Annotated in this window: 21 protein-coding genes, 1 pseudogene and 1 riboswitch; of the genes and pseudogenes, 17 read left to right on the top strand and 5 right to left on the bottom strand. The window is 71.3% G+C overall.

Translation table 11 applies throughout. From position 1 onward, the window contains the following. The first annotated feature begins 138 nt into the window (after positions 1-138). Positions 139-1,164, top strand: coding sequence for a 4-hydroxy-3-methylbut-2-enyl diphosphate reductase (locus tag ACFQ46_RS07795; protein WP_380259222.1), 1,026 nt, complete (start codon positions 139-141; stop codon positions 1,162-1,164). Here the strand turns inward: ACFQ46_RS07795 and rmuC (ACFQ46_RS07790) are convergent. The 3 genes and pseudogenes from rmuC (ACFQ46_RS07790) to ACFQ46_RS07780 all read right to left on the bottom strand — a co-directional run bounded on the left by rmuC (ACFQ46_RS07790) (position 1,121) and on the right by ACFQ46_RS07780 (position 2,056). Then, complete coding sequence (gene rmuC / locus ACFQ46_RS07790; RefSeq protein WP_380258818.1) at positions 1,121-1,483, bottom strand: DNA recombination protein RmuC; 363 nt, start codon at positions 1,481-1,483, stop codon at positions 1,121-1,123. The genes ACFQ46_RS07795 and rmuC (ACFQ46_RS07790) overlap by 44 nt on opposite strands. A 66-nt stretch (positions 1,484-1,549) precedes the next feature. Beyond that, positions 1,550-1,787: pseudogene (gene rmuC, locus ACFQ46_RS07785) on the bottom strand (DNA recombination protein RmuC); the annotation flags it as partial. 26 nt (positions 1,788-1,813) lie between these two features. Next, complete coding sequence (locus ACFQ46_RS07780) at positions 1,814-2,056, bottom strand: hypothetical protein (protein WP_380258816.1); 243 nt, start codon at positions 2,054-2,056, stop codon at positions 1,814-1,816. Positions 2,057-2,418: 362 nt separating this feature from the next. Here ACFQ46_RS07780 and ACFQ46_RS07775 point away from each other — a divergent pair, with 362 nt between their 5' ends. The 12 genes from ACFQ46_RS07775 to ACFQ46_RS07720 all read left to right on the top strand — a co-directional run bounded on the left by ACFQ46_RS07775 (position 2,419) and on the right by ACFQ46_RS07720 (position 14,654). Then, positions 2,419-3,060, top strand: coding sequence for a serine O-acetyltransferase (locus tag ACFQ46_RS07775; protein WP_380258814.1), 642 nt, complete (start codon positions 2,419-2,421; stop codon positions 3,058-3,060). 69 nt (positions 3,061-3,129) lie between these two features. After that, the gene (locus ACFQ46_RS07770; protein WP_380258812.1) at positions 3,130-5,184 is read left to right on the top strand and encodes an HAD-IIIC family phosphatase; all 2,055 of its coding nucleotides are present in this window, start codon (positions 3,130-3,132) and stop codon (positions 5,182-5,184) included. Further along, positions 5,181-5,447, top strand: coding sequence for an acyl carrier protein (locus ACFQ46_RS07765; protein WP_380258810.1), 267 nt, complete (start codon positions 5,181-5,183; stop codon positions 5,445-5,447). The genes ACFQ46_RS07770 and ACFQ46_RS07765 overlap by 4 nt, the downstream gene beginning before the upstream one ends. Before the next feature lie 25 nt (positions 5,448-5,472). Further along, on the top strand, positions 5,473-6,558 hold the full coding sequence (gene ychF / locus ACFQ46_RS07760) for a redox-regulated ATPase YchF (RefSeq protein WP_380258808.1): 1,086 nt from the start codon (positions 5,473-5,475) through the stop codon (positions 6,556-6,558). Between the two features lie 565 nt (positions 6,559-7,123). Further along, a complete protein-coding gene (locus tag ACFQ46_RS07755; protein WP_380259221.1) occupies positions 7,124-8,788 on the top strand; it encodes an ABC transporter substrate-binding protein in 1,665 nt (554 codons plus the stop codon). Between the two features lie 144 nt (positions 8,789-8,932). Next, on the top strand, positions 8,933-9,859 hold the full coding sequence (locus ACFQ46_RS07750; RefSeq protein WP_380258806.1) for an ABC transporter permease: 927 nt from the start codon (positions 8,933-8,935) through the stop codon (positions 9,857-9,859). Then, positions 9,852-10,829: an ABC transporter permease gene (locus ACFQ46_RS07745; protein ID WP_380258804.1), complete on the top strand. Its 978-nt coding sequence runs from the start codon at positions 9,852-9,854 to the stop codon at positions 10,827-10,829. Before ACFQ46_RS07750 ends, ACFQ46_RS07745 begins: the two co-directional genes overlap by 8 nt. Further along, positions 10,826-12,562 (top strand): dipeptide ABC transporter ATP-binding protein, encoded by a 1,737-nt coding sequence (locus ACFQ46_RS07740; RefSeq protein WP_380258802.1) that lies wholly within the window; start codon positions 10,826-10,828, stop codon positions 12,560-12,562. Before ACFQ46_RS07745 ends, ACFQ46_RS07740 begins: the two co-directional genes overlap by 4 nt. A gap of 117 nt (positions 12,563-12,679) precedes the next feature. Beyond that, positions 12,680-12,835: a hypothetical protein gene (locus tag ACFQ46_RS07735; RefSeq protein ID WP_328292418.1), complete on the top strand. Its 156-nt coding sequence runs from the start codon at positions 12,680-12,682 to the stop codon at positions 12,833-12,835. A gap of 132 nt (positions 12,836-12,967) precedes the next feature. Further along, positions 12,968-13,603 (top strand): DUF3105 domain-containing protein, encoded by a 636-nt coding sequence (locus tag ACFQ46_RS07730; protein ID WP_380258800.1) that lies wholly within the window; start codon positions 12,968-12,970, stop codon positions 13,601-13,603. Further along, entirely contained in the window at positions 13,603-14,259 is a 657-nt protein-coding gene (locus ACFQ46_RS07725) for a DUF305 domain-containing protein (RefSeq protein WP_328292416.1), read from the top strand. The genes ACFQ46_RS07730 and ACFQ46_RS07725 overlap by 1 nt, the downstream gene beginning before the upstream one ends. Continuing rightward, entirely contained in the window at positions 14,256-14,654 is a 399-nt protein-coding gene (locus ACFQ46_RS07720) for a (deoxy)nucleoside triphosphate pyrophosphohydrolase (RefSeq protein WP_380258798.1), read from the top strand. The genes ACFQ46_RS07725 and ACFQ46_RS07720 overlap by 4 nt, the downstream gene beginning before the upstream one ends. A gap of 156 nt (positions 14,655-14,810) precedes the next feature. Here the strand turns inward: ACFQ46_RS07720 and ACFQ46_RS07715 are convergent, their stop codons facing one another. Further along, positions 14,811-16,490, bottom strand: coding sequence for a BCCT family transporter (locus ACFQ46_RS07715; protein WP_380258796.1), 1,680 nt, complete (start codon positions 16,488-16,490; stop codon positions 14,811-14,813). A 228-nt stretch (positions 16,491-16,718) separates the two neighbouring features. Here ACFQ46_RS07715 and typA point away from each other — a divergent pair, with 228 nt between their 5' ends. The 4 genes from typA (at position 16,719) to ACFQ46_RS07695 (ending at position 23,614) form a co-directional block, all read left to right on the top strand. Then, positions 16,719-18,611, top strand: coding sequence for a translational GTPase TypA (gene typA, locus ACFQ46_RS07710; RefSeq protein ID WP_380258794.1), 1,893 nt, complete (start codon positions 16,719-16,721; stop codon positions 18,609-18,611). Between the two features lie 230 nt (positions 18,612-18,841). Continuing rightward, the gene (mshB, locus tag ACFQ46_RS07705; protein ID WP_380259220.1) at positions 18,842-19,780 is read left to right on the top strand and encodes an N-acetyl-1-D-myo-inositol-2-amino-2-deoxy-alpha-D-glucopyranoside deacetylase; all 939 of its coding nucleotides are present in this window, start codon (positions 18,842-18,844) and stop codon (positions 19,778-19,780) included. A 221-nt stretch (positions 19,781-20,001) separates the two neighbouring features. Then, positions 20,002-21,975, top strand: a complete 1,974-nt coding sequence (locus ACFQ46_RS07700; RefSeq protein WP_380258792.1) for an AAA family ATPase — start codon at positions 20,002-20,004, stop codon at positions 21,973-21,975. Positions 21,976-22,206: 231 nt separating this feature from the next. Beyond that, positions 22,207-22,317, top strand: a riboswitch (SAM riboswitch). Between the two features lie 46 nt (positions 22,318-22,363). After that, positions 22,364-23,614, top strand: a complete 1,251-nt coding sequence (locus ACFQ46_RS07695; protein WP_380258790.1) for an acyl-CoA dehydrogenase family protein — start codon at positions 22,364-22,366, stop codon at positions 23,612-23,614. On the opposite strand, the gene ACFQ46_RS07690 is transcribed toward ACFQ46_RS07695, so the two are convergent. After that, positions 23,590-24,564, bottom strand: a complete 975-nt coding sequence (locus ACFQ46_RS07690) for a GNAT family N-acetyltransferase (protein WP_380258788.1) — start codon at positions 24,562-24,564, stop codon at positions 23,590-23,592. The genes ACFQ46_RS07695 and ACFQ46_RS07690 overlap by 25 nt on opposite strands. Positions 24,565-24,623: the final 59 nt, after the last annotated feature.

Raw genomic sequence — 24,623 nt, 5'->3', positions numbered from 1 at the left:
ACCCGATCGACCCAGCACCTGCACGTGCGGCCGGGGCCGATCGGTGGGGCCGGGGCCGGAGTGCCGACTTACCATGGCCCGGTGACGCACGCACCGCTCGAGACCCCGGCTCCCGCCGACGACTGCAACGACACGCCGGTGCTGGGCTCGGCGCGCGAACGCGCGGCCTGGGACGGCGGCAAGCGGGTCCTGCTCGCGGCCCCCCGCGGGTACTGCGCGGGGGTCGACCGCGCCGTCATCGCCGTGGAGAAGGCCCTCGACCTGTACGGGGCGCCCGTCTACGTGCGCAAGGAGATCGTGCACAACAAGCACGTCGTGCGGACGCTGCAGGAGCGCGGCGCGATCTTCGTCGACGAGACCGACGCCGTGCCCGAGGGCGAGCACCTCGTCTTCTCCGCGCACGGCGTGAGCCCGGCCGTGCGCGCGGCCGCCGAGGCCCGCTCGCTGCAGACCATCGACGCGACGTGCCCGCTGGTCACGAAGGTCCACAAGGAGGCCGTCCGCTTCGCCAAGCAGGACGCCGAGATCCTGCTCATCGGCCACACCGGTCACGAGGAGGTCGAGGGGACCGCGGGCGAGGCCCCCGACCACATCACCGTCGTGGACAACCCCGACGTCGCCGACACCATCGTCGTGAAGGACCCCGACAACCTCGTCTGGCTGTCCCAGACGACGTTGAGCGTCGACGAGACGATGGAGACCGTCCGCCGGCTGCGCCAGCGCTTCCCGAACCTGCAGGACCCGCCCAGCGACGACATCTGCTACGCCACCTCCAACCGCCAGGTGGCCATCAAGAAGATCGCCCCCGAGGCCGACCTCGTCGTCGTCGTGGGCTCGGCGAACTCCTCCAACTCCGTGCGGCTCGTCGAGGTCGCCCTCGACGCGGGAGCCCGCTCGGCCCACCGCGTCGACACCGCCCACGAGATCCAGGACGAGTGGTTCGAGGGCGTCACGACCGTCGGCGTCACCTCGGGCGCCTCCGTCCCCGAGATCCTCGTCGACGAGGTGCTCGCCCAGCTCGCCGCCCGCGGCTACGGGCAGGTCGAGGAGGTCACCACCGCGCAGGAGGACCTGACGTTCTCGCTGCCCTCGGACCTGCGCCGCGACCTCAAGAGCGGCCTCACCCCAGGGGCCCGCCGTTCGCTGCCCGTGACTCCCGTCTGATCCGCACGACACCCTCCTCGGGGACGTCCTCGAGGAGCTCGGGCGCGGTGAGGGGGCGGACGCTCTCCTCCAGCGGCTGCGGCGTCGCCAGGTCCTCGTCGGCCAGGTCAAGGTCGCGGATCCGTCGGGCCGAGACCAGGACCCGCCGTTCCAGCGTCCCCACGAAGCGGTCGTGGTCCTCCACCGCGCGGTGCAGCGCCCGGCCCAGCGACGCGGTGTGCCCACCGAGGGTCCCCAGCCGTTCGCAGAGCTCGCGGCCGACCTCGAACAGCTCGCGCGCGTTGCCCGCCACGGCGTCCTGCTGCCAGGTGAGCGCCACTGCGCGCGTGGGCCAGCAGTTCGTGGCGGCGCCCGTCGTCGTCGGGGGCCTCGCCCGCCCGCAGGAACGCCGCGAGCGGTGCCTTCGCGTCGACGACGACGCGCTCGCCGCCCGGGAGGTTCACGACGAGGTCGGGCCGGACGGTGCGACCGTTGCGGGTCGTCAGCGTGGCCTGCTCGGTGAAGTCGACGCGGTCCAGCATCCCGGCGTGCTCGACGACCCGGCGCAGCTGCACCTCGCCCCAGGAACCGCGTGAGCTCGAGGCCCGCAGCGCGCCGGCCAGCGTCGCCGTCTGGTCGCGCAGGGCGTCGGTGCCGGCCGCGACGGCGGTCAGCTGCTCGCTGAGCGGGCGTACTGCGCGACGCGGTCGCGTTCGAGGGCCGCGACCTGGGCCTCGACGCGCTGCAGGCTCACGGTGACGGGCGTGACGGTGCTGGTCAGGGCGTGCCCGGTGCTGGTGCGTTCCTCGAGGTCGGCGACCCGGGCCCGCAGCAGGTCCCGCTCGGTGCTCAGCGCGGTGGTCTCGGGTGCGGTGCGGGTGCGGTGCACCCAGCGGGTGAGGAGCACGCCCACGACGACCCCGGCCAGCAGGCCGAGGACGAGGGTGAGGAGCAGAGCGGAGACGTCCGTGGCCCGGACTGTGCCAACCGGCTCCGACGCGGGCGGTCACCCAGGGTCGCAGGCCCTCTCCGCGTGTCGTGGTCGGCGCAGCCGGGTGATCTCGGCAGGCCCGGACGGCCGGTCTGCGAGAGGGTGCGCGCAGGGGAGGGAGGCGCGTCGGGCGGTGGTCGGGGTCGGAGTGCTTCCCGTGCGGCGCAAGCCGTCGGCGAGTGCCTGTGGAGGAGTTGTGCCCGCCTTCGCCACCGCAGGGCGCGGCCTCGCGCGGCGCCCGGACCGTGTCGGGGAGGGCGCTCCTCCCGCTACAGTGACGTTACGTGAGGGTTGTCGGAGGGGGCGTCGTGGGGCACGAGAGCACGAGCGGGGTCAGGCACGGGACCGGGCCGGGGGAAGCCGCCTCGACGGCACCGTTGCGGACGTTGCTGCGCGAGGACTTCGAGCGGCACTCCCGCTCGGTGGTGCACCCCGGGCTGCACGCACTGGTCGTCCACCGCGTCGGTCACTGGGGGCTGTCGCAGCCGGCCCCGGTCCGCCGCCTGGTCAAGGTCGTGCACCGCCTGGTGAACCGCCTCGTCATCCAGAACGTCTACGGGACCGAGATCGCCGACGAGGCCGTCATCGGGCGCCGCGTCGCCATCGGCCACCACCAGGCCGTGCAGATCCCCGCGTTCGCGGTGATCGGTGACGACTCGACGTTGCGTTCCGGGATCACCCTGGGGTTCACCAACGGCGAGACCCGCCGCGAGGCCGTGCCGCACATCGGGCGCGACGTCTCCATCGGCCCGGGCGCGGTGCTGCTGGGGGCCATCACCATCGGCGACGGAGCCTCCATCGGGCCCAACGCCACCGTGAGCACGGACGTCCCGGCCGGGGCCGCCGCGTTCGCGCCGCCCGCCCGGATCCTCAAACCCCAGCAGCCGCGACCGCAGTCGAACGACACGACCTCCACCGCGTCCTGAGCGCGGGCAGGTCGCAGTTCTCCAGGAGTTTCCAGTCGTCCTCCGCCGGGACGCCACGAGGGGATGGGCATGACGGTCGAAGAGTCGAACGCTCCACGCACGGACGACACCACGGACGGGACCACGGACGGAACCACGGACGAGGTCCGGGAAGCCCTCGCCGCGATCGGCGCCACCGCGGTGCCGACGTCGCGGGCCTGCCTGGCGCTGGCCAAGGCCCACCGCAGCGCCGGTTCGCCCCGTCGCAGCGCGCAGTGGGCGTTCGCCGCGACCGACGCCGCGACGAGCGGCGCCGGCGCCGACTTCGCCGCGTGGCTGGGCGCCGACCGGGTGTGGCGATCGGTGCGCGAGCAGCTGCCGCCCGCCCCGCGCGCGGCGCGGGTCGCGGTCCTGGGCAGCTACACCACGACGCAGTTCACCCAGCTCCTGCCGCTGGCCTGCGCGCGCGCCGGTGTCGACGTCGAGGTCTACGAGTGCGGGTACGGGTTGTTCCGCGCAGAACTCCTCGATCCCACCAGCGGGTTGCACGCCTTCGCCCCGGACGTCATCGTCCTCGCGGTCGAGGAGAGCGCCGTCGACCTGCCCGCGCGCAGCGACGACCCCGAGGCGAGCGTCGAGGCGGAACTCACCCGGTGGACGTCGCTGTGGGACACCGCGAGGTCCAGGTTCGGGGCCCGCGTCGTCCAGCACGACGTCGTCGTCCCGGCCGACGTGGCCCTCGGTCACCTCGCCGACCAGACCCCGGGGTCGCGGCACTGGATGCTCCGGCGCTTCTCCGAGCGCCTCGGTGAGCTCGCCGGAACCGCTGCGGGACAAGGGGTCGGGATCGTCGACTGCGAACGGCTGGCCTCCACGGTCGGCAAGCGCACCTGGACCGACGCGCGCTACGTCCACGCCGCGAAGCAGGCCGTCGCGCTGGGGTGCGTGCCGCTGCTCGCCCAGCACACCGCCGCCGTCATCGGCGCCCAGTACGGCCGCTCGCGCAAGTGCCTCGTCCTCGACCTCGACAACACCCTCTGGGGCGGGATCCTCGGTGAGCTCGGCCCGCACGGCATCGAGATCGGTCACGGCGCCCGCGGCGAGGCGTTCACCGCCTTCCAGCGCTACGTCCTCGACCTCAAGGAGAAGGGCGTCGTCCTGGCGATCTGCTCCAAGAACGACGAGGCCCACGTGCGCGAGGCGTTCGAGCAGAACCCCGAGATGCTGCTCTCCCTGGACGACGTCGCCGTCCTCGAGGCCGGCTGGGGCGACAAACCCACGGCCGTGCGCTCCATCGCCCGCACGCTGGGCATCGGCGAGGACTCCCTCGTGTTCGTCGACGACAACCCCGCCGAACGCGAGGCCGTCCGGGAACTCCTCCCCGACGTCGACGTGGTCGCGCTGCCCCGCGAACCCGCCGGCTACGTCGCGGCGCTCGCCGACTACCCGTTCTTCGAGACCGAGGCGCTCACCGCCGAGGACGCCGCCCGCACGGCGCAGTACAAGGCGCGGGCGCGGGCGGTGGAGGTGCGCGAGAACGCCGGGACCCTCGAGGAGTACCTGGCCTCGCTGGACATGCACGCCGACGTCGCGGACCTCGGGCCGGACGACCTGGCCCGGGTGGCGCAGCTGCTCGGCAAGACGAACCAGTTCAACCTCACGACCCGCCGCCACTCCCGTGCCGACGTCGAGGCGATGGCGCAGGACCCGGCGTGGACGGGGCAGGTCGTGCGGGTCCGCGACCGCTTCGCCGACCACGGGATCGTGGGGGTGCTCCTGGCCCGCCGGGACGGCGACGTCCTCGACGTCGACAGCTGGCTGCTGAGCTGCCGGGTCATCGGGCGCACGGTCGAGGACGAGATGTTCGGGGTGCTCGTGCGCACGGCGGACTCGCTGGGGTGCACGTCGCTGCGGGGCACCTACGTGCCCAGCGCGAAGAACTCCCAGGTGGCGGGGCTCTACGAGCGCCTCGGCTTCGAGCAGGTGGGCCGGGACGGATCGTCCACGGTGTGGACGCTGGAACTGCCGGCCGCGGTGAGCACGCCGGGGCTGGTGCGGGTCGAGGTGGCGCAGCGCGTCATCGACCTCAGGGACGTGCCGTCGGCACGTCTGGACGACGAGCAGAAGGTGGAGGTGTCGCGGTGAGCGAGCAGTCGAACCGAACGCTGGGTGGGGACGGCGTCGAGGGACGCGTGCTGCAGGTCTTCCGTGAGGTGCTGGCGGTCGACGACCTCCAGCTGAGCGACGCCAGCACGGCGGCCGACGTGCCGGGGTGGGACTCGCTCGCCCACATCAACATCATGTACTCCCTCGAGGCGGAGTTCGACGTGCAGTTCTCCGACGAGCAGCTGACCTCCTTCCAGGACGTCGGCGAGCTGCGGCGCTTCCTGGTCGAGCAGGCGGGCTGAGCGCAGCGGGTAGGGTCCTGTACCCGTGGCACTCACCATCGGCATCGTCGGCCTGCCCAACGTCGGCAAGTCCACCCTCTTCAACGCGCTCACCAAGAACGACGCGCTCGCGGCGAACTACCCGTTCGCCACGATCGAGCCGAACGTCGGGGTCGTCGCCCTGCCCGACCCGCGCCTCGACAAGCTCGCCGAGGTCTTCTCCAGCGAGAAGACCGTCCCGGCGATGGTCTCGTTCGTGGACATCGCGGGCATCGTCAAGGGCGCCAGCGAGGGGGAGGGGCTGGGCAACAAGTTCCTCGCCAACATCCGTGAGGCCGACGCGATCTGCCAGGTCACGCGCGCCTTCGCCGACCCCGACGTGGTGCACGTGGCCGGCGCCGTCGACCCGGCCGACGACATCGAGACGGTGCACACCGAGCTCGTCCTGGCCGACATGCAGACCCTCGAGCGCGCGATCCCGCGGCTGGAGAAGGAGGTCAAGGGCAAGAAGGCGGACCCCGCCGTGCTCAAGGCAGCCCTGGCCGCGCAGACCGTGCTCGACTCCGGGCGCACCCTCTACGCCGCGACGAAGGCCGACGACGTCGACCTCCCGCTGCTCAGGGAGCTCGGGCTGCTGACGACGAAGCCCTTCCTCTACGTCTTCAACGTCGACGAGACCGTCCTCGGCGACGCGGCCCGGATGCAGGAGCTGCGTGACCTCGTCGTGCCGGCCGAGGCCGTGTTCCTCGACGCCAAGCTCGAGTCCGAGCTCGCGGAGCTCTCGGCCGAGGAGGCCGCGGAGCTGCTGGAGTCCGTCGGCCAGAACGAGTCCGGCCTGGACCAGCTGGCCCGGGTGGGGTTCCAGACCCTCGGCCTGCAGACGTACCTGACGGCCGGGCCCAAGGAGTCGCGGGCCTGGACGATCCCGCAGGGCGCGACGGCCCCCCAGGCCGCCGGCGTCATCCACACCGACTTCCAGCGCGGCTTCATCAAGGCCGAGGTCGTCTCCTTCGAGGACCTGGTGTCGTTCGGGTCGATGGCGGAGGCCAAGTCCGCGGGCAAGGTGCGCATCGAGGGCAAGGAGTACGTCATGGTCGACGGCGACGTGGTGGAGTTCCGCTTCAACGTCTGACCTTTCCGCACCACGTCCGAAACACGTCCGAAACAATCCCGACACGCCCCGGAAACGGTTGTGTGACGGTTTGCTCTCGATGTCTGCCGGAGCTGGGCGGCGACGTCGGGATGTGCCACGGTGCGGGGACGCGGTGGGGTCGATGGGGATCCCACCGCTCCTCGGCCTCCGCCGCCGGCCGGTTCCCCGGACCGGAGCAACCAGCGACCAGACCGCAACAACATCGTTACCTCGCGTGCCCGAGAGGCCGCCCAATGCGCTGACCTGCGACTCTGCGTGGTTCCGTGGTCGCAGAACGTCCCGAAGAGGGTGCAGGCGTGGTCAGCGCGGGGGACACTGGAGGACGTGTGCTCGAGGCCACGACGTTTTCGGCCCGGCACGCGTCCGAAATCAGGTTGCCCCAGTGTTAGCGTGCGTTCCGACCTTTTGAGGTGGACATCCTGCTCGGCAGGAGTCGCCGAAGTTGGGCAACCTGCCCAAGAAGACATGCCCCGCGAGGAGGAGTTCCACCTTGAGCAGCTTCGAGAAGGACGACGAAGTGCAGCCCACCAAGCGTTTCGGGATCGTGAGCCGCGGACCCGTCCTCACCCGTCGTGACGGCCTCAAGGGCGCCCTGGGCGCCGCGGCCCTGGCGACCCTCGCCGCCTGCGGGGGCGGCGACGACGACAGCGGCTCCGGCGACGGTGCCAGCAGCAGCAGCGGCGGCAGCGGGGGCGACGTCGTCGCCAACGGCACCGAACCGCAGAACCCGCTGGTCCCGACCAACACCAACGAGGTCGGCGGCGGCCGCCTCCTCGACTCGCTGTGGGCCGGTCTCGTCTACTACAAGGCCGACGGGACCCCGGAGAACGACCTCGCGGACTCCATCGAGACCACCGACGCGCAGAACTACACGATCAAGATCAAGTCGGGCCAGAAGTTCTCCGACGGCTCCGCCGTCACCGCCAAGTCGTTCGTCGACGCGTGGAACTACGGCGCGCTGGGCACCAACGCGCAGCTCTCGAGCTACTTCTTCGAGCCGATCGCCGGCTACCCTGAGGTCCAGGCCGACCCGCCGACCGCGCAGACCATGTCGGGCCTGAAGGTCGTCGACGACACCACCTTCACCGTCGCGCTGCTGCAGCCGGAGTCCGACTTCCCGCTGCGTCTCGGCTACTCGGCGTTCTACCCGCTGCCGGACACCGCCTACGCCGACATCAAGGCCTACGGCGAGAACCCGGTCGGCAACGGCCCGTACAAGCTGAAGGAGACCGGCGCCTGGCAGCACAACGTCCGGATCGACTTCGTCAAGAACGACGGCTACGACGGCCCGCGCAAGGCCCAGAACGACACCCTGGCCTTCGTCTTCTACGAGACGTACGACGCGGCCTACTCCGACCTGCAGTCGGGCAACCTCGACGTGCTGGACAACATCCCGTCCTCCGCGCTGGCGACCTACCAGGACGACCTCGGCGACGGTGCGGTCAACCAGCCCGCCGCGATCTTCCAGTCCTTCTGCATCCCCGAGGGCCTGGCCGGCTTCAGCGGCGAGGAGGGCAAGCTGCGCCGTCAGGCCTTCAGCTACGCCTTCGACCGGGCCCAGATCTGCAAGACGATCTTCAACGACACCCGCACCCCGGCGAAGGACTTCTCCTCCCCGGTCATCGCGGGCTACTCGGAGACCGTCGAGGGCAACGAGGTCCTCTCCCTCGACGCCGACAAGGCCAAGCAGCTGTGGGAGCAGGCCAACGCCATCGCCCCCTGGAACGGCAGCACCTTCACCATCGCCTACAACGTCGACGGTGACCACCAGGCCTGGGTCGACGCGGTGACCGCGGCGATCCGCCAGGTCCTGGGCATCCAGGCCGAGGGCAAGCCGTACCCGACCTTCGCCCAGATCCGCACCGAGATCACCAACCGCACCATCTCGGGCGCGTTCCGCACCGGTTGGCAGGCCGACTACCCCGGTCTGTACAACTTCCTCGCCCCGATCTACGCCACGGGCGCGGGCTCCAACGACGGGGACTACACCAACCCGGCGTTCGACGAGCTGCTGACGAAGGCCTCCGGCACCACCGACCAGGACGCGGCCAACAAGATCCTGCAGCAGGCGCAGACGATCCTGTTCGCGGACCTCCCGGTCATCCCGCTCTGGTACTCCAACGCCAGCGGTGGGTTCGACAAGGACGCCAAGAACGTCCAGTTCGGCTGGAACAGCGTTCCGCTCTACTACCAGATCACCAAGTCCTGACGTGAGGTCCCGGGGGTGGGTCGGAGCTCTCCGACCCACCCCCGTTCGCGCGTGGACAGCCGGCCGGGGGCACACTGACCCGCCGGGACGGAATCGTGAAAGGCCGGGCCGGCCACGGATGGTCGTGCCCCGAGGAGGCTCGTGATGGGTTGGTACATCGGGCGCCGTCTGTTGCAGATGGTGCCCGTCTTCTTCGGAGCCACGCTCCTGATCTACGCGCTGGTGTTCCTGCTGCCGGGGGACCCGATCCTCGCGTTGTTCGGGGACAAGCCCGTCAGCGCGACGGCCCGGGCGACGCTGACCGCGCAGTACCACCTGGACCAGCCGTTCCTCGTCCAGTACCTGCTCTTCATCAAGGGCATCTTCACCCTGGACTTCGGGACGTCGTTCTCCGGTCAGCCGGTCATCAGCCAGATCGGTCGCGCCTTCCCCGTCACGATCAAGCTCGCGGTGGTGGCGCTGGTCATCGAGGCCGTCTTCGGCATCGTCTTCGGCTTCATCGCCGGCCTGCGCCGCGGGGGGATCTTCGACTCCACCGTGCTGTTCGTCAGCCTCGTGGTCATCGGCATCCCGGTCTTCGTCCTGGCCTTCATCGGGCAGTACGCCGTCGGGGTGAAGTGGGGGATCGTCCGCCCGACGGTCGGTGGCGATCCCGCGCTGACCGACCTGATCCTGCCCGGCGTCGTCCTGGGGGCGCTGTCCTTCGCCTACGTGCTGAGGCTCACCCGCAACTCCGTGGCGGAGGGCCTCTCCGCCGACCACGTCCGCACCGCGACGGCCAAGGGCCTCTCCGGTCCGCGCGTCATGACGGTGCACGTGCTGCGCAACTCCCTCATCCCCGTGGTGACCTTCCTCGGCACCGACCTGGGCGCCCTCATGGGTGGCGCCGTCGTGACCGAGGGCATCTTCAACATCCCCGGTGTCGGCAACCTGCTGTACCAGTCGGTGATCCGGCAGGAAGGGCCGACCGTCGTCTCGGTCGTGACGATCCTGGTCGTCGTCTACCTGGTGGCCAACCTCGTCGTCGACCTGCTCTACGCCGTCCTGGACCCGAGGATCCGTTATGTCTGAGCCCACGCACGCGACCGGCAACCCCGGCGGCACCCTGGTGCGCCCGGGGCAGGAGCACTTCGTCGCCCCGCTGGAGGAGACCCCTCTCGCGGCCGTCGACGCCGTCGACGAGTCCGCGCCCTCGGGCGGGTTGTTCGCCGACGCCTGGAAGCAGCTGCGCAAGCGGCCGATCTTCATCATCGCCTGCCTGATCATCCTGGTGCTGCTCGTCGTCTCGTTGTTCCCGACGTGGTTCACCTCGCAGAACCCCCGCTTCGTCGACCTCGCGCTCTCGCTGCAGGGACCGTCGTCCGCGCACCCGCTCGGGGTGACGAAGGCCGGTACCGACGTCTACGCCCGCTTGATCTACGGCGCCCGCGCCTCGGTGAGCGTCGGGCTGCTGACGACGGTGATCGTGGTGGTCATCGGCGGTGTCGTGGGGGCCCTGTCCGGGTTCTTCGGCGGCTGGCTGGACGCGGTCCTCTCCCGGGTCGCCGACATCTTCTTCGCGGTGCCGCTGATCCTCGGCGCGATCGTGCTCCTGCAGACCCTCAAGAGCCGCAACGTCCTGACCGTCGCGCTCACCCTGGCCCTCTTCGCCTGGCCGCAGGTCGCGCGCATCATGCGCGGGGCCGTGCTGCAGGTGCGCAGCGCCGAGTACGTCACGGCGGCGAAGTCCCTGGGGCTCAGCCGGATGGCCACGCTGGTGCGCCACGTCATCCCGAACGCGATCGGCCCGGTCATCGTCATCGCGACGATCTCGCTCGGGACGTTCATCGCGGCCGAGGCGACGCTGTCCTACCTCAGCCTCGGGTTGCCGCCCAGCATCGTGTCCTGGGGTGGCGACATCTCCAACGCCCGCGTCTCGTTGCGGACCGACCCGTGGATCCTGCTGTGGCCCTCGATCGGCCTCTCGGTCACGGTGCTGTCCTTCCTCATGCTCGGCGACGCCCTGCGCGACGCCCTCGACCCGAAGGGCCGCACCCGATGAGCCCCGAGAAGAACGCCCAGCCGGTCGACCGCAGCAAACCGCTGCTGCAGGTCAAGGACCTCCAGGTCGACTTCCGCTCCGGCGGGCGGGACGTGCACGCCGTGCGCAACGCCAGCTTCACCGTCTACCCGGGTCAGACCGTCGCCATCGTCGGCGAGTCCGGATCGGGCAAGTCGACGTCGGCGATGGCCGTCATCGGCCTGCTGGCCGGGACGGGCAAGGTCGTCGGCGGGCAGATCCTGTTCGACGGCAAGGACATCGCGCACGCCAGCCGGCGTGAGTACGTCGCCCTGCGCGGCAACCAGATCGGCCTCGTCCCGCAGGACCCGATGTCGAACCTGAACCCGGTGTGGAACATCGGGTTCCAGGTCAAGGAGGCCATCGAGGCCAACGGCCTGGCCAAGGGGGCGGCGGCCAAGAAGCGGGCCATCGAGGTCCTGGGCGAGGCCGGGCTCGGTGACGCCGCCCGCCGCTACAAGCAGTACCCCCACGAGTTCTCCGGCGGGATGCGTCAGCGCGCGCTCATCGGGATCGGGCTGGCCTCGCGGCCGCGCCTGCTCATCGCGGACGAGCCGACCTCGGCCCTCGACGTCACCGTCCAGCGCGGGATCCTCGACCACCTGGACTCCCTCACCGCCGACCTCGGCACGGCCGTGCTGCTCATAACCCACGACCTCGGCCTCGCCGCGGAACGGGCCGAGCACCTCGTGGTCATGTACAAGGGCCAGGTCGTGGAGTCCGGTCCGGCGCTGCAGATCCTGCGGGCACCGCAGCACCCCTACACGCAGCGCCTCGTCTCCGCGGCGCCCTCGCTGGCGTCGCGGCGCATGCAGTCCGAGCACCGGGCCCGGATCGTCGAGCAGGCCGAGGCGAAGGCCGTCGGCGCCCACGCCGTCGTCGCAGCCGAGACCCCCGTCGCGGTGCCGGACGCGGCGACCCCCGAGGTCATCGAGGTCCGCAACCTCACCAAGGAGTTCGTGATCCGCGGGGCCGGTCCGCGCGGGGAGAAGCTCCTCGCGGTGGACGACGTCAGCTTCTCCGTGAAGCGCGGGACGACGCTGGCCGTCGTCGGTGAATCGGGATCCGGCAAGTCGACGGTGGCGCAGATGGTCCTCAACCTGCTGCCGGCGACGAAGGGCAAGGTGCTCTTCGACGGCGTCGACACCACCACCCTCGACCGGCGCCAGTCCTTCGCGTTCCGCCGCCGGGTGCAGCCGATCTTCCAGAACCCCTACGGATCCCTGGACCCGAGCTGGAGCATCTTCTCCTCGATCGAGGAACCGCTGCGGGTGCACGGCGTCGGGGACGCCAAGAGCCGCGAGGCCCGGGTGCGCGACCTGCTCGACAAGGTCTCCCTGCCGCAGAGCTCGTTGCGCCGCTACCCGAACGAGCTGTCCGGTGGTCAGCGTCAGCGCGTGGCCATCGCCCGGGCGCTCGCGCTGCAGCCGGAGGTCGTGGTCTGCGACGAGGCCGTCTCGGCGCTCGACGTGCTCGTCCAGGGCCAGATCCTGCGGCTGCTGAACGACCTGCAGGCCGAACTGGGCCTGACCTACCTGTTCATCACCCACGACCTCGCCGTCGTGCGCGAGATCGCCGACGACGTCGTGGTGATGCAGCGGGGCAAGCTCGTGGAGCACTCCAGCGTCGACGCGGTCTTCGACAGTCCGCAGCAGGAGTACACCAAGGCCCTGCTCGAGGCGATCCCCGGAGCGCAGCTCGAACTCGGCGCCTGAGCCTGGCTCGACCTCCTGGGGAGATCCCACCCGCCGGTCCTCCGGAAGGGTGGGAATCTCCCCGGAAGTCGTCCGGGGGGACTGTGCGGCACGGGGTACCGGGTCTACGGTGGTCCGATGCAGTACGTCGTCCTCGTCGTCCTCGCCATCGCTGCCGGGTTCGCCGTCGTCTACTGGCGGACCAGTCCGCGGCACCGCGTCGCCGCTGTGGAGCGCGCCGACCACGGTGACCGCGCCCGTCGGGCCCGGGAGGCCTCGCGACACCCCCAGTGAGTCGCGCTGTGGTGTGCGTCACGCTGCGGAGTGTGCTCACGGTGAACCTTCTCCGCGTCTGCGACGTTGCAGACTGAGAGATGTCGCCACCCGCCGTGGCGGTGCCCCACCACGACGGGAAGGAACACCCCCATGGCCGGCTCGACCTCCGGGGAGCCCCCACGGAACTCCGCCAGCGACCGCGCCGCCCGCGTCGCCGCGATGCAGCGCCAGGAGAAGGCCCACGCACGACGCCGTCGGGCGGTGGTCATCGCCATCCCGACCGTCGTGGTCCTCGCCGCCGCGGGCGCTGTGACGGCCGTGCTGGTGAACCGGCCGTCCCCGCCCTCGCTGGACGCGGTGAAGACCTACTCCTACGAGGGGGGTGTCCACGTCAGCGACCCGGTCACCTACACGGAGGACCCGCCCGTCGGGGGCTCGCACTTCGACCGGTGGCTGAACTGCGGGGTCTACGACGCCCCCGTCCAGAACGAGAACGCCGTCCACAGCATGGAGCACGGCGCCGTCTGGATCACCTACCGCCCGGACCTGCCCGCCGCCCAGGTCGACCAGCTGAAGGACGACGTCGCCGACGAGACCTACACGGTGCTCTCGCCCTACGAGGGGTTGCCGGCGCCGATCGTGCTCTCCGCGTGGAACCACCAGTTGCCGGTGCAGAGCGCGGACGACCCGAGGATCGGCGCGTTCCTCTCCGAGTACGTCCAGGGCGCGCAGACCCCGGAGCCCGGCGCGTTGTGCTCCAACGGCGTCGGGACGCCCACGGGCTGATGCGAGCGCTCTCCGCCCGGACGGTGCTGCTCGGCCTCGTCGCGCTGCTGCTCGCGCTGGTCCTGGGGATCATCGCGGGCCGGGCCCTGCCGACCGCGCCGGGGGCCAACTCCGTCGACGTCGGCTTCGCCCGCGACATGGCGACCCACCACTCCCAGGCGGTCTCGATGGCCTACACGGCCATCGAGGCGGCCCCGAGCCCCGAGGTGCGCCTGCTCGCCGTGGACATCGCCTCCACCCAGGGCAACCAGGCGGGCCGGATGCAGCAGCTGCTCATCAGCTGGCACCAGCCGATCTCCGGCTCCGGCACGGCCGTCATGGCGTGGATGGCGGGCACCGACCTGCACGCCCGTCACGTCGTCGAGCAGCGGCAGGGACGGATCATGCCCGGCATGGCGACCCCGGCGGAGATGGCCCGGCTGAACTCCGAGACGGGGGAGACCTTCGAGGTCGACTTCCTCCAGCTCATGCTGCGCCACCACACCGGCGGCATCGAGATGGCCCGCTACGGTGCCGACCACGCCACCACCGACGAGGTCCGCGACCTCGCCGGGGCCATCGTCACCAGCCAGACCTCGGAGTCGCAGCTCCTCGAGAGCTACCTCGCCGCCCGCGGCGCGTCACCCCTACCGGCCGCCTCGGCGGTGACCTCGTGAGACTCGTCGTGGGTGCGGCGATCGTCGACTCCCTCGAGGGTCCCACCCGGCTGCTCGCCGCCCGTCGCAGCGCTCCGCCCGCCCTGGCCGGGCGGTGGGAACTCCCCGGCGGCAAGGTCGAGGCGGGGGAGACGCCGCTCGAGGCCCTGCACCGCGAACTGCGCGAGGAACTCGGCGTCCGCGTCGAGCTCGGCGCCGAGGTCGTCCACCCCGACGGCGCCTGGCCGCTGACCCCGGACCTGCAGATGCGGGTCTGGTGGGCCGTCCTGGTCGACGGCACCCCCGAACCGCTGCAGGACCACGACGACCTGCGCTGGCTGCCCCGCGGGCAGTGGCTGGGCGTGGACTGGCTCCCCGGTGACGTCCCGCTGGTGTCGGTGATGCAGGGCGGCTGACGCGGCCGCCGGGGGTGGACCGTTGACGCTGCGGGCCCGACCTGTTGGCCCGAAGCGTCAACGGTCCACCTCGCCGGGCCCGCTGACCGAGGGCCGAGCACGACGAGACCCCCGGGACCACGTCGGTCCCGGGGGTCTCGTCGTGCTCGCGGTGGGTCAGCGGGTCTCGTCCGCGGGGACCGGGCTCTCCCAGTCGTGGTCGACGGCCGTGATCCGCGGGTCCTTGGTGTCGCCGCGGCGACGCTTCGTGGCCGTGACGGCCGGGTCGCGCGTCAGGTCCTTCACCAGGGCCACGCACATCAGCACCATGATGACGAGGAACGGGGCGGCCGCGATGATCGTGATGTCCTGCAACGCTTCCAGACCGCCGGCGAAGAACAGGACGATCGCGACGAGCCCCATCAGCCCGCCCCAGAGCGCCACGAGCCACTTCTGCGGTTCGTCGACGCCGTAGGAGCTCAGCGAACCCATGACGATGCTGGAGGCGTCGGCACCGGAGACGAAGAAGATCGCGACGAGGAGGACGACGAGCACCGACGTGGCCCCGGCCCAGGGGAACTGCTGCAGGAACGTGAACATCTGCGACTCCTGGTCGGCGAGGCCCGCGATGTCGGCACCCCCGGTGCCCTCGACGAACTTGCGCTGCAGGTCGATCGCCGCCCCGCCCAGCACGGAGAACCAGATCAGGCTGACGGCGGTCGGGATGAGCATGACGCCGACGATGAACTCGCGGATGGTGCGGCCCTTGGAGATCTTGGCCAGGAAGGCGCCGACGAAGGGCGTCCACGACACCCACCACGCCCAGTAGAACAACGTCCAGGCGCTGAGCCAGTCCGTGCCGCCGAAGGCGCCGGTGCGGAAGGCCATGGTCGGCAGCGCCGACAGGTAGTTCCCGGCGGAGGCCGGGATCAGGTTGAGCACGAAGACGGTCGGGCCGACGACGAAGAGGAAGAACAGCAGCACCAGGGCCAGCACCATGTTGGTGTTGGAGAGCCACTTGATGCCGCGCTCGATCCCGCTGATCGCGGACAGGATGAAGCACACCGTCAGGACGGCGATGATGATCGCCTTCACGGTGGTGCTGTTCGGGATGCCGAAGACCTCGGTGAGGCCCCCGTTCATCTGGGCGGCGCCGAGGCCGAGGCTGACGGCCGAGCCGAACAGCGTCGCGAAGATCGCGAAGACGTCGATGACCCGGGCCGCACCCTTGCCGCGCTTCCCGCGCAGCAGCGGGGCGAAGGCGGCGGAGAACCCGCCGGCGCGTTCCTTGCGGTAGCTGGAGTAGGCCAGGGCGAGACCCACGACGGCGTAGATCGCCCACGGGTGCAGACCCCAGTGGAAGAGGGAGTAGTTCATCGCCTCGCGCGCCGCGTCCTGCGAGCCGGCCGGCGCGTCGTTCTGCGGGGCGGTCATGAGGTGGGTGACGGGCTCGGTCACCCCGTAGAACATCAGCCCGATGCCCATGCCGGCGGAGAACATCATCGCGATCCACGACGCCCGGGAGTGCTCCGGGCGGTCCTCGTCGCGACCGAGGCGGATGCGGCCGAAGCGGCTGAAGGCCAGGACGAGGGCGAGGACCACGAAGCCGGTCGCGCCGAGCACGAAGGCCCAGCCGAAGTCACCGACGACGACCTCGAGGACGGCGTCCGCGCCGGACTTCAGCTGGGTCGGCCAGATCGCCCCCACGAGGAGGAAGAGCACGACCACACCCGCGGCGACGGCGAAGGTCTTCCGGTCGACGGGAGGGTGCTTCGCACGACCGAGGTCGCGGGCGCCCAGCGTGCCGTCCGGGGTGGGTGACGACGTGCCGGGTCGGTGTTCAGGCGGTGCGGACATGGCCCCGAGAGTGACACGAAATGACTAGCCGGAGCCAACCGGGCATGACCAGAACGAGTCATCCTGGCGGTGTCGTCGCAGGTCAGAGCGGTGCTGCCCGGTTCAAGCACCAGGGTTCGACGCGGGTACCCACAGGCGCGGATAGACTGTGGTGTCAACCCTCACTAGCGCCCGCGCTGCGATCCAGCTGCGGGCGGTCGAGACCCCCGAGAGCGGATCGAGAACTTCATGCCCTTGAGCACCCGCGAAGACCTGCGCAACGTCGCGATCGTCGCCCACGTCGACCACGGAAAGACGACGCTCGTCGACGCGATGCTCTGGCAGTCCGGCGCCTTCCGCGCCAACGCCGACGTCAACGAGCGAGTCATGGACTCCGGTGACCTCGAGCGCGAGAAGGGCATCACGATCCTCGCGAAGAACACCTCGGTCCGCTACAGCGGCCCCGGGTCGCCCGAGGGCGGCATGACCATCAACATCATCGACACCCCCGGCCACGCCGACTTCGGTGGTGAGGTCGAGCGCGGCCTGTCGATGGTCGACGGTGTCGTCCTGCTCGTCGACGCCTCCGAGGGCCCGCTGCCGCAGACCCGCTTCGTGCTGCGCAAGGCGCTCGCGGCCGGCATGCCCGTCGTCATCCTCGTCAACAAGGTCGACCGCCCCGACGCGCGCATCAGCGCCGTCGTCGAGGAGACCATCGACCTGCTGCTCGACCTCGGCGGCGACGTCGAGGGCATCGACGTCGAGCGGCTGCTCGAGGTCCCCGTCGTCTACGCCTCGGCGAAGAACGGCCGCGCCTCGCTGAACCAGCCCGAGGACGGCGGTCTGCCGGACCACGAGGACCTCGTCCCGCTGTTCCAGACGATCATCGACACGATCCCCGCGCCGGTCTACGACCCCGAGACCCCGCTGCAGGCGCACGTCACCAACCTCGACGCCTCGCCGTTCCTCGGCCGCCTCGCGCTGCTGCGCATCTTCTCCGGTGAGCTGATCAAGGGCCAGCAGGTCGCGTGGTGCAAGCACGACGGCACCATCGAGCGCGTCAAGATCACCGAGCTCCTGGTCACCGAGGCCGTCACCCGCGTCCCCGGCGAGAAGGCCGGCCCCGGTGACATCGTCGCCGTCGCCGGCATCCCGGACATCACCATCGGCGAGACCCTGGCCGACCCGGACGACCCGCACCCGCTGCCGCTCATCACGGTCGACGAGCCCGCCATCTCGATGACCATCGGGATCAACACCTCCCCGATGGCCGGCCGGGTCAAGGGCGCGAAGGTCACCGCGCGTCTGGTGAAGGACCGCCTCGAGAAGGAACTGGTCGGCAATGTCTCGATCCGCGTCCTGCCGACCGAGCGTCCCGACGCGTGGGAGGTGCAGGGTCGCGGTGAGCTGGCGCTGGCCATCCTCGTCGAGCAGATGCGCCGCGAGGGCTACGAGCTGACCGTCGGCAAGCCGCAGGTCGTCACCCGCAAGGACGAGAACGGCAAGACCCTCGAACCCTTCGAGAACCTGACGATCGACTCCCCGGAGGAGTACCTGGGCGCGATCACCCAGCTGCTCGCCGCCCGCAAGGGCCGCATGGAGACGATGACCAACCACGGCACCGGCTGGGTGCGCATGGAGTTCTACGTCCCCTCGCGCGGGCTCATCGGCTTCCGCACCGAGTTCCTCACCGACACCCGCGGTACCGGCATCGCCCACGCGCTCTTCGCGCAGTACGACCACTGGGCCGGCGAGATCCGCACCCGTCAGTCCGGTTCGCTCGTCGCCGACCGCGCCGGTGCGGCCACCGCGTTCGCGATGACCAACCTGCAGGAACGTGGGCAGATGTTCATCGAGCCCACCTCCGAGGTGTACGAGGGCATGATCGTCGGCGAGAACTCCCGCGCCGACGACATGGACGTCAACATCACCAAGGAGAAGAAGCTCTCCAACATGCGTTCGTCCACCTCGGACGAGTTCGAGCGCCTCGTGCCCCCGCGTCACCTGTCGCTGGAGCAGTGCCTCGAGTTCTGCCGCGAGGACGAGTGCGTCGAGGTGACCCCGGAGTCCGTCCGCATCCGCAAGGTCGTCCTCGAGGCGAACATGCGCGCGAAGACGGCCTCCAAGGCCAAGAAGGCCTGACCGCAGCTTCCTCAGCGCTCGGCCATCACCCCGCGGGGTGGTGGCCGAGCGCTTCTGTGATCACGGGGCAAACTGGGGCCATGACGACGACCCCGCGACCTCCCGAGCAGCCCGACGAGACGCCCGAGGGCGCCGCCGGCGCGGCGACGGCCGGACGGGACCCGCTGGAGATCGCCGCGGACCTCGTCGACGACGTCTCGCGCGAGCTGGACCCGGCCGACCTGGCCTCCATGGAGCAGCTCGACCAGCCCCGTCGGATGCTCTTCGTGCACGCCCACCCCGACGACGAGACCATCGGCAGCGGCGCCACGATGGCCCGCTACGCCGAGGCCGGGGCGGGAGTCGTGCTGCTCACGGCGACCCGCGGTGAGCTGGGCGAGGTCATCCCGCCCGAGCTGGCGCACCTGGACCCCGATCAGCTCGCCGAGCACCGCACGGGCGAGCTGGCGACGGCCATGGAGGCCCTCGGCGTCACCGACCACCGCTTCCTCACCCGCGCCGACGGCAGCGGCTACCGCGACTCCGGGATGGTGTGGCTGGAGCCGGGTCGAGCGGGTCACGCGGCGCTGTCCGGGGACGACGTCGACCCGCGGGCGCTCGCGGCGGCCGACCTCGAGGAGGTCGCCGCCGACATCGCGACCGTCCTGCGCGAGGTCCGTCCGCAGGTCGTCGTGACCTACGAACCGGGCGGCGGCTACGGCCACCCCGACCACGTCCGGGTGCACGAGGCGACCATGCGCGCCCTCGTGCTCGCGGCGGGTGACCGACGCGACGGTGCCGCTCCGTGGCAGGTGGCCAAGGTCTACGAGATCGTCCAACCGGAGCAGCCCGTTCGGGACGCCCTGCGTCGCCTGGTCGAGGCCGGTGCGGCGGGTGCGGGGAATCCCGAGGGACCGCTGCCGAGCGTCGTCGTGCCGGCCGGTGAGGTCACCACCGTCGTCGACGGGACCGGCCAGATCCCGGCCAAGATCGCCGCGCTCCGCGCCCACGCCACCCAGGTCAGCCTCGACCTCGACGGTGACGTCCCGGCCATGCGGCTCAGCAACGGTGTGCCGCAACCGATCTGGCCGTTCGAGCACTACCGGTTGGTGCACGGCGTGCCCGCCGGCCCCTTCGACGCCGACGGCCTCGAGACCGACCTCTTCGCCGGCGTCGCCCCCTCCTCCTGACCCCCTCTCCGATCCGTGATCCCGCTGGGAATCCCAGCGGGATCACGGATCGGGGGGAGTGGTGTGTGTTCGGGGGATCACGCTCCGTTGCTCCAGGCGGGTGAACGCGATCGTCCGAACGCGTCACCGAGGGTGGTCGCCGGTAGCCATCGCCCGGACGACGGGGTTGGCTGGGACCACGTCCTGGCGCACCGGCCCGGACGTGACCGAGAGGAGCGGCCGTGGCTCACGTGAAGCACGCCCCGCGGACCGAGAAGGACTCCGAACGAGGCGCGCGTCCGCCGGCCCGCACCGGACGGGACAGCGCGGACGTCGGTCGCCAGCGCGAGCGCAACCGTCGCCGCCGCACCCGGTCGCTGCTCATGGTCGTGGCCCTGCTGCTGCTCGTCGTCGACCTGCGCCTGGCCTTCACCGGCTCGGTCCTGCCGCCGCTGCCGAGCGTCGACCCGATCTACGTCATGGTCTTCGTCTTCTTCCTCGCCATGATCGGCCTGCTCCTCGGGCAGACGCTGGTCTCCGGCCGCTCCCCGCACGTCGTCTACCGTCCCGAGCAGATCGACATCGGCCTCGACGACGTCAAGGGTCTGGCCGCGGTCAAGGAGGAGGTCGAGCGCAGCCTCGACCTGTTCCTCGCGGCCCGCACCTTCCGGACGCAGATGGGCGGACGGCCCCGGCGCGGACTCCTGTTCGAGGGCTCGCCCGGCACCGGCAAGACGCACATGGCCAAGGCCATGGCCCGTGAGGCGGGCGTCCCCTTCCTCTTCGTCTCCGCGACCAGCTTCCAGTCGATGTGGTACGGCGCGACGGCCCGCAAGCTCCGCTCCTACTTCAAGGCCCTGCGCAAGGCGGCCCGTCGTGAGGGTGGCGCCATCGGGTTCATCGAGGAGATCGACGCCATCGCCGGCGCCCGCGGCGGCATGAGCGCCATGACGCCCCTGGACGCCGACGCCGCCACCGGGATCGTCGGCTGCGGAGGGCTCACCAACCTCGCGATGTCCTTCCCCGCCACGGGCCGGCCGGCGCTGCGGACGGAACGCCTGGCCAGCAGCGAAGGTGCGAGCGGGGTCGTCAACGAACTGCTCGTGCAGATGCAGTCCTTCGACGAACCCACCACGTCCGAACGACTGCAGGGCTGGTTCATCGACACCGCCAACCGGTTCCTGCCCCAGCACCGCCGGCTGCAGCGGCCGAAGAGCGAACCCGTCGAGATCCTGCTCATCGCCGCGACCAACCGCGCCGACTCCCTCGACCCGGCCCTGCTGCGTCCCGGCCGTTTCGACCGCCGGCTCAGCTTCGGCCTGCCGGACAAGGTCGGCCGCCGGGAACTCGTCGACCACTTCCTGTCCCGCAAGGCCCACGAGGCCCCGCTCGAAGAGGACGAACGTCGCGACGCGCTCGCCGGGATCACCAACGGGTACTCGCCGGTGATGATCGAGAGCCTGCTCGACGAGGCCCTCGTCAACGCCGTCCGTCGCGGTGCCGACGGGATGAACTGGAGCGACGTCGAGCAGGCCCGCCTGGTGACCGAGGTCGGCCTCGGCCAGCCCGTCGGCTACACCGACCACGAGGCGCGGCTCATCGCGACCCACGAAGCCGGGCACGCCACGATCGCCTGGCTCGTCGCCCCGCAGCGCCGCCTCGAGGTCCTGACGATCATCAAGCGCGCCAACGCGTTGGGGTTGCTCGCCCACGGTGACGCCGAAGACGTCTACACCCGTTCCCGCAGCGAACTCGCCGGGCTGATCAAGATCGCGTTCGGCGGTCAGGTCGCCGAGGAGTTCTTCTTCGGCGACGTCTCGACCGGCCCGGCCGGCGACCTGCAGTCCGCGACGCAGGTCGCGGCGCAGATGGTCGGTTCGGCGGGCATGGCCGGGACCCTGGTCTCGTTCGCGGCCGTCCAGCAGGGCGCGTTCGCCGACGGGAACCTCGTCTCCCACGTCCTCGGCGACTCCGAGGGACGGCGGCTGGTGGAGAACCTGCTGACCGAGCAGAAGGAGTTCGTCCGCGAACTCATGGACCGCAACCGCCACCTGGTGGCGGCGCTGCGCGACGCGCTGCTGGAGCGGCACGAACTCATCGGTCACGAGATCACCGACGTGCTCGAGGCGGCGCAGGCCGCCCACGAGGCGCAGTCCGCACCGTCCCGGGTCATCGACCTGCGGGACACCACCTCCGGCGTCGTCCGGGGGATCTAGGACTCGTCGGGGTCGTCGCCGCAGGAGGGGAGCGACGACCGCGACGCAGGAACTCGCGCACCGTGGGAGGCCGGGGGGCCTCCGGGGGCGGTGGCGCGGGAACACAGGAACGGGAACGGTTGCTCCGGGGGGCTGGAGCAGACGTTCCCGTTCTGCTGTCCGCCGCCGCGCGATCGGCCACCCGCGGAGCGGGCTGGACCCTCCCTCCCCACCTGTGGTTCCCTGGTCCCAGGTCATGAGCGCCAGCGACAAGCCCCGGCTCGCTGGCCGGCAACCCTCCTCGTCGTGGGGTGCCCCGGGTGACGACCTGACCTGGTGCTCCGGCACGGGTAAGGACGCCGTCCCTCCCGTTCCGGACGCCGACGCGTCCACGATCGAGGAGAGCTCCGTGAGCACCACCCTGGAACCCACCGCCGAACCCGATGTGCGGGAACGCTTCACGCCGCTGCTGCAACGGATCGCGGCCGGTACCGTGACGCGCGAGCAGGACCACGAACTGCCACGGGACCAGGTCCGGGAACTCCTCGACGCCGGGTTCGGTCGGTTGCGCATCCCCGTCGAGGAGGGTGGTGGCGGTCTCGACCTCGTCGAGTTCACCGACCTGCTGGTCGACCTCGCGGCCGCCGACTCGAACCTGCCGCAGATCTTCCGCGGCCACATCGCCTGGGTGGAGCAGGTCCTGAGCCTGCCGGTGGGGGAGTACCGCTCGCGCTGGATCGCGCGGCTGGTCGCGGGGGAGATGGTCGGGAACTCCTGGAGCGAGGTCGGTGACGGGGTCACCGGTGAGCAGCAGACGATCGTCACCACCCGGGACGGACGCACCGCGATCTCGGGCCGGAAGTACTACACGACCGGCACGATCTACGCCGACTGGACCGACGCGACCGCCCGCCGACGCCTCCCGGACGGCACCTACGAGGTCGTGACCGCCCTGGTGCCCGTCCGGGGTCGAGGGGTTCGCGTCTCCGACGACTGGGACGGTTTCGGGCAGCAGCTCACCGGGACCGGGACCCTCGAGCTCGACGACGTGGAGATCGACGCCGACGACGTCTCCCCGTTCACCACCCGGTTCCGCTACCAGACCGCGCTGTACCAACTCGTCCTGCTGGCCGTGCACGCCGGGATCGCCGCGGCGGTCGAACGCGACACCGCGCACGAGGTCCGCACCCGGACCCGCAGCTACACCCACGGGTTGGCCCCGCTCGTCAGGAACGACGCCCAGGTGCTGTCGGTGGCCGGCGAGATCTCCTCGATCGCGTTCACCGCCCGCTCCCTGACCCGCGCTGCGGCGCAGGCGGTCCAGTCCGCCGCCGACACCGCACACCGGCCGGGGACGGCGGCGGACCGGGCGGCGAACGTCGAGGCCGAGATCCGGACCGCCCAGGCCCAGGTCGTGCTCTCGGACACCGTCCCGCGCGCCGCGACGCTGCTCTTCAACACCCTCGGCGCGTCGGGCACCTCACGGGCCCGCGACCTCGACCGGCACTGGCGCAACGCCCGCACGGTGGCCTCGCACAACCCGGTGATCTACAAGCAACGGATCGTCGGCGACTGGTCGGTCAACGGCACCGAACCGCCGTTCGTGTGGGACGTCGGCACCCACGCCTCCGTCGTTCAGGCGGAGGGCGCGACCCGGTAGTGGTAGGCGTGGTGGACGGTGAAACCGGCGCCCTCGTACAACGCGCGGGCGCCGGCGTTGTCGCCCTGCACCTGCAGGTAGGTCGAGGCCGCGCCGCGGTCGCGGGCCCAGTCGGCGACCTCCGCGAGCAGGCGGGCACCCAGCCCCCGCCGCCGGTGCGAGGGCGCGGTCTCGACGGCCGTCACCCCGGCCCAGCCGGGGGAGAGGGATCCGCGGGCGATCGCCACGGTCTCCTCGCCGTCGAGGACGCGCAGGAAGACCTGCTCGTCGGCGGAGACGAGGATCCGGCGGCCGGCGGGCGGGACGTCGGGACGACCCTGGTAGTGGTAGCGCGCCAGCCACGCGGCGTCGGGTTCCCCGCCGCGCTCGACGTGCAGGCCGATCGGGAGCGGCGCCTCGCCCGCCCCGGGCAGGTCGTCCGTGGCGGCCGTCATGACCACCGTCGGCGTGCGGACGCTCCAGCCGCGGGCCGCGAGGTCGTCGACCAGCGGCACGCCCGCTCCGAGCCCGTCGGCCGGGTGGGCCACCGCGACCACCGCCGGCAGACCGCGCTCGGCGTAGAAGCGCTCGACCCGCTCGATCGCGTCCGCCACCCCGGGCTCACCCAGCGCCAGCGCGGAGTTGCCCCGGCCGGTGAACCCCTCGCTCGCCCGCAACCGCCAGGTGCCGAGGTCGAGTCGTTCCAGCGGACGCCAGTGCTCCGCCATCACCCGCTCGAGGTCGTCGGTGCCGATCGCGGTGTGCGGGGGGCCCTTGCGGGCCGGCGGTGGCGGGACGACCTTGGCCGCGAGGACGTCCGCGCGGGCGAGCGTGACCTCGCCGCGGCGGGTCCGGACCCGCAGCGTGGTGTCGTCCGCGGCGACCAGGTCGCCCAGCGCGTCGGAGGCCGCGCCGTCGGGGAGGCGGTGTCGCACGACCACCCGGGAACCCACCTGGAGGTCCTCGATCACGTGCGTGCGGGTGACCTCGGCCACTGCGCTGCCCCCCGAGGTGGTGGTCGTGCACGACG

This window comes from Kineococcus sp. GCM10028916 (genome assembly GCF_042674865.1).
GTDB lineage: Bacteria > Actinomycetota > Actinomycetes > Actinomycetales > Kineococcaceae > Kineococcus.
The sequence above is the reverse complement of the archived record's forward strand: the minus strand, read 5'-3'. Positions and strand labels throughout refer to the sequence as shown.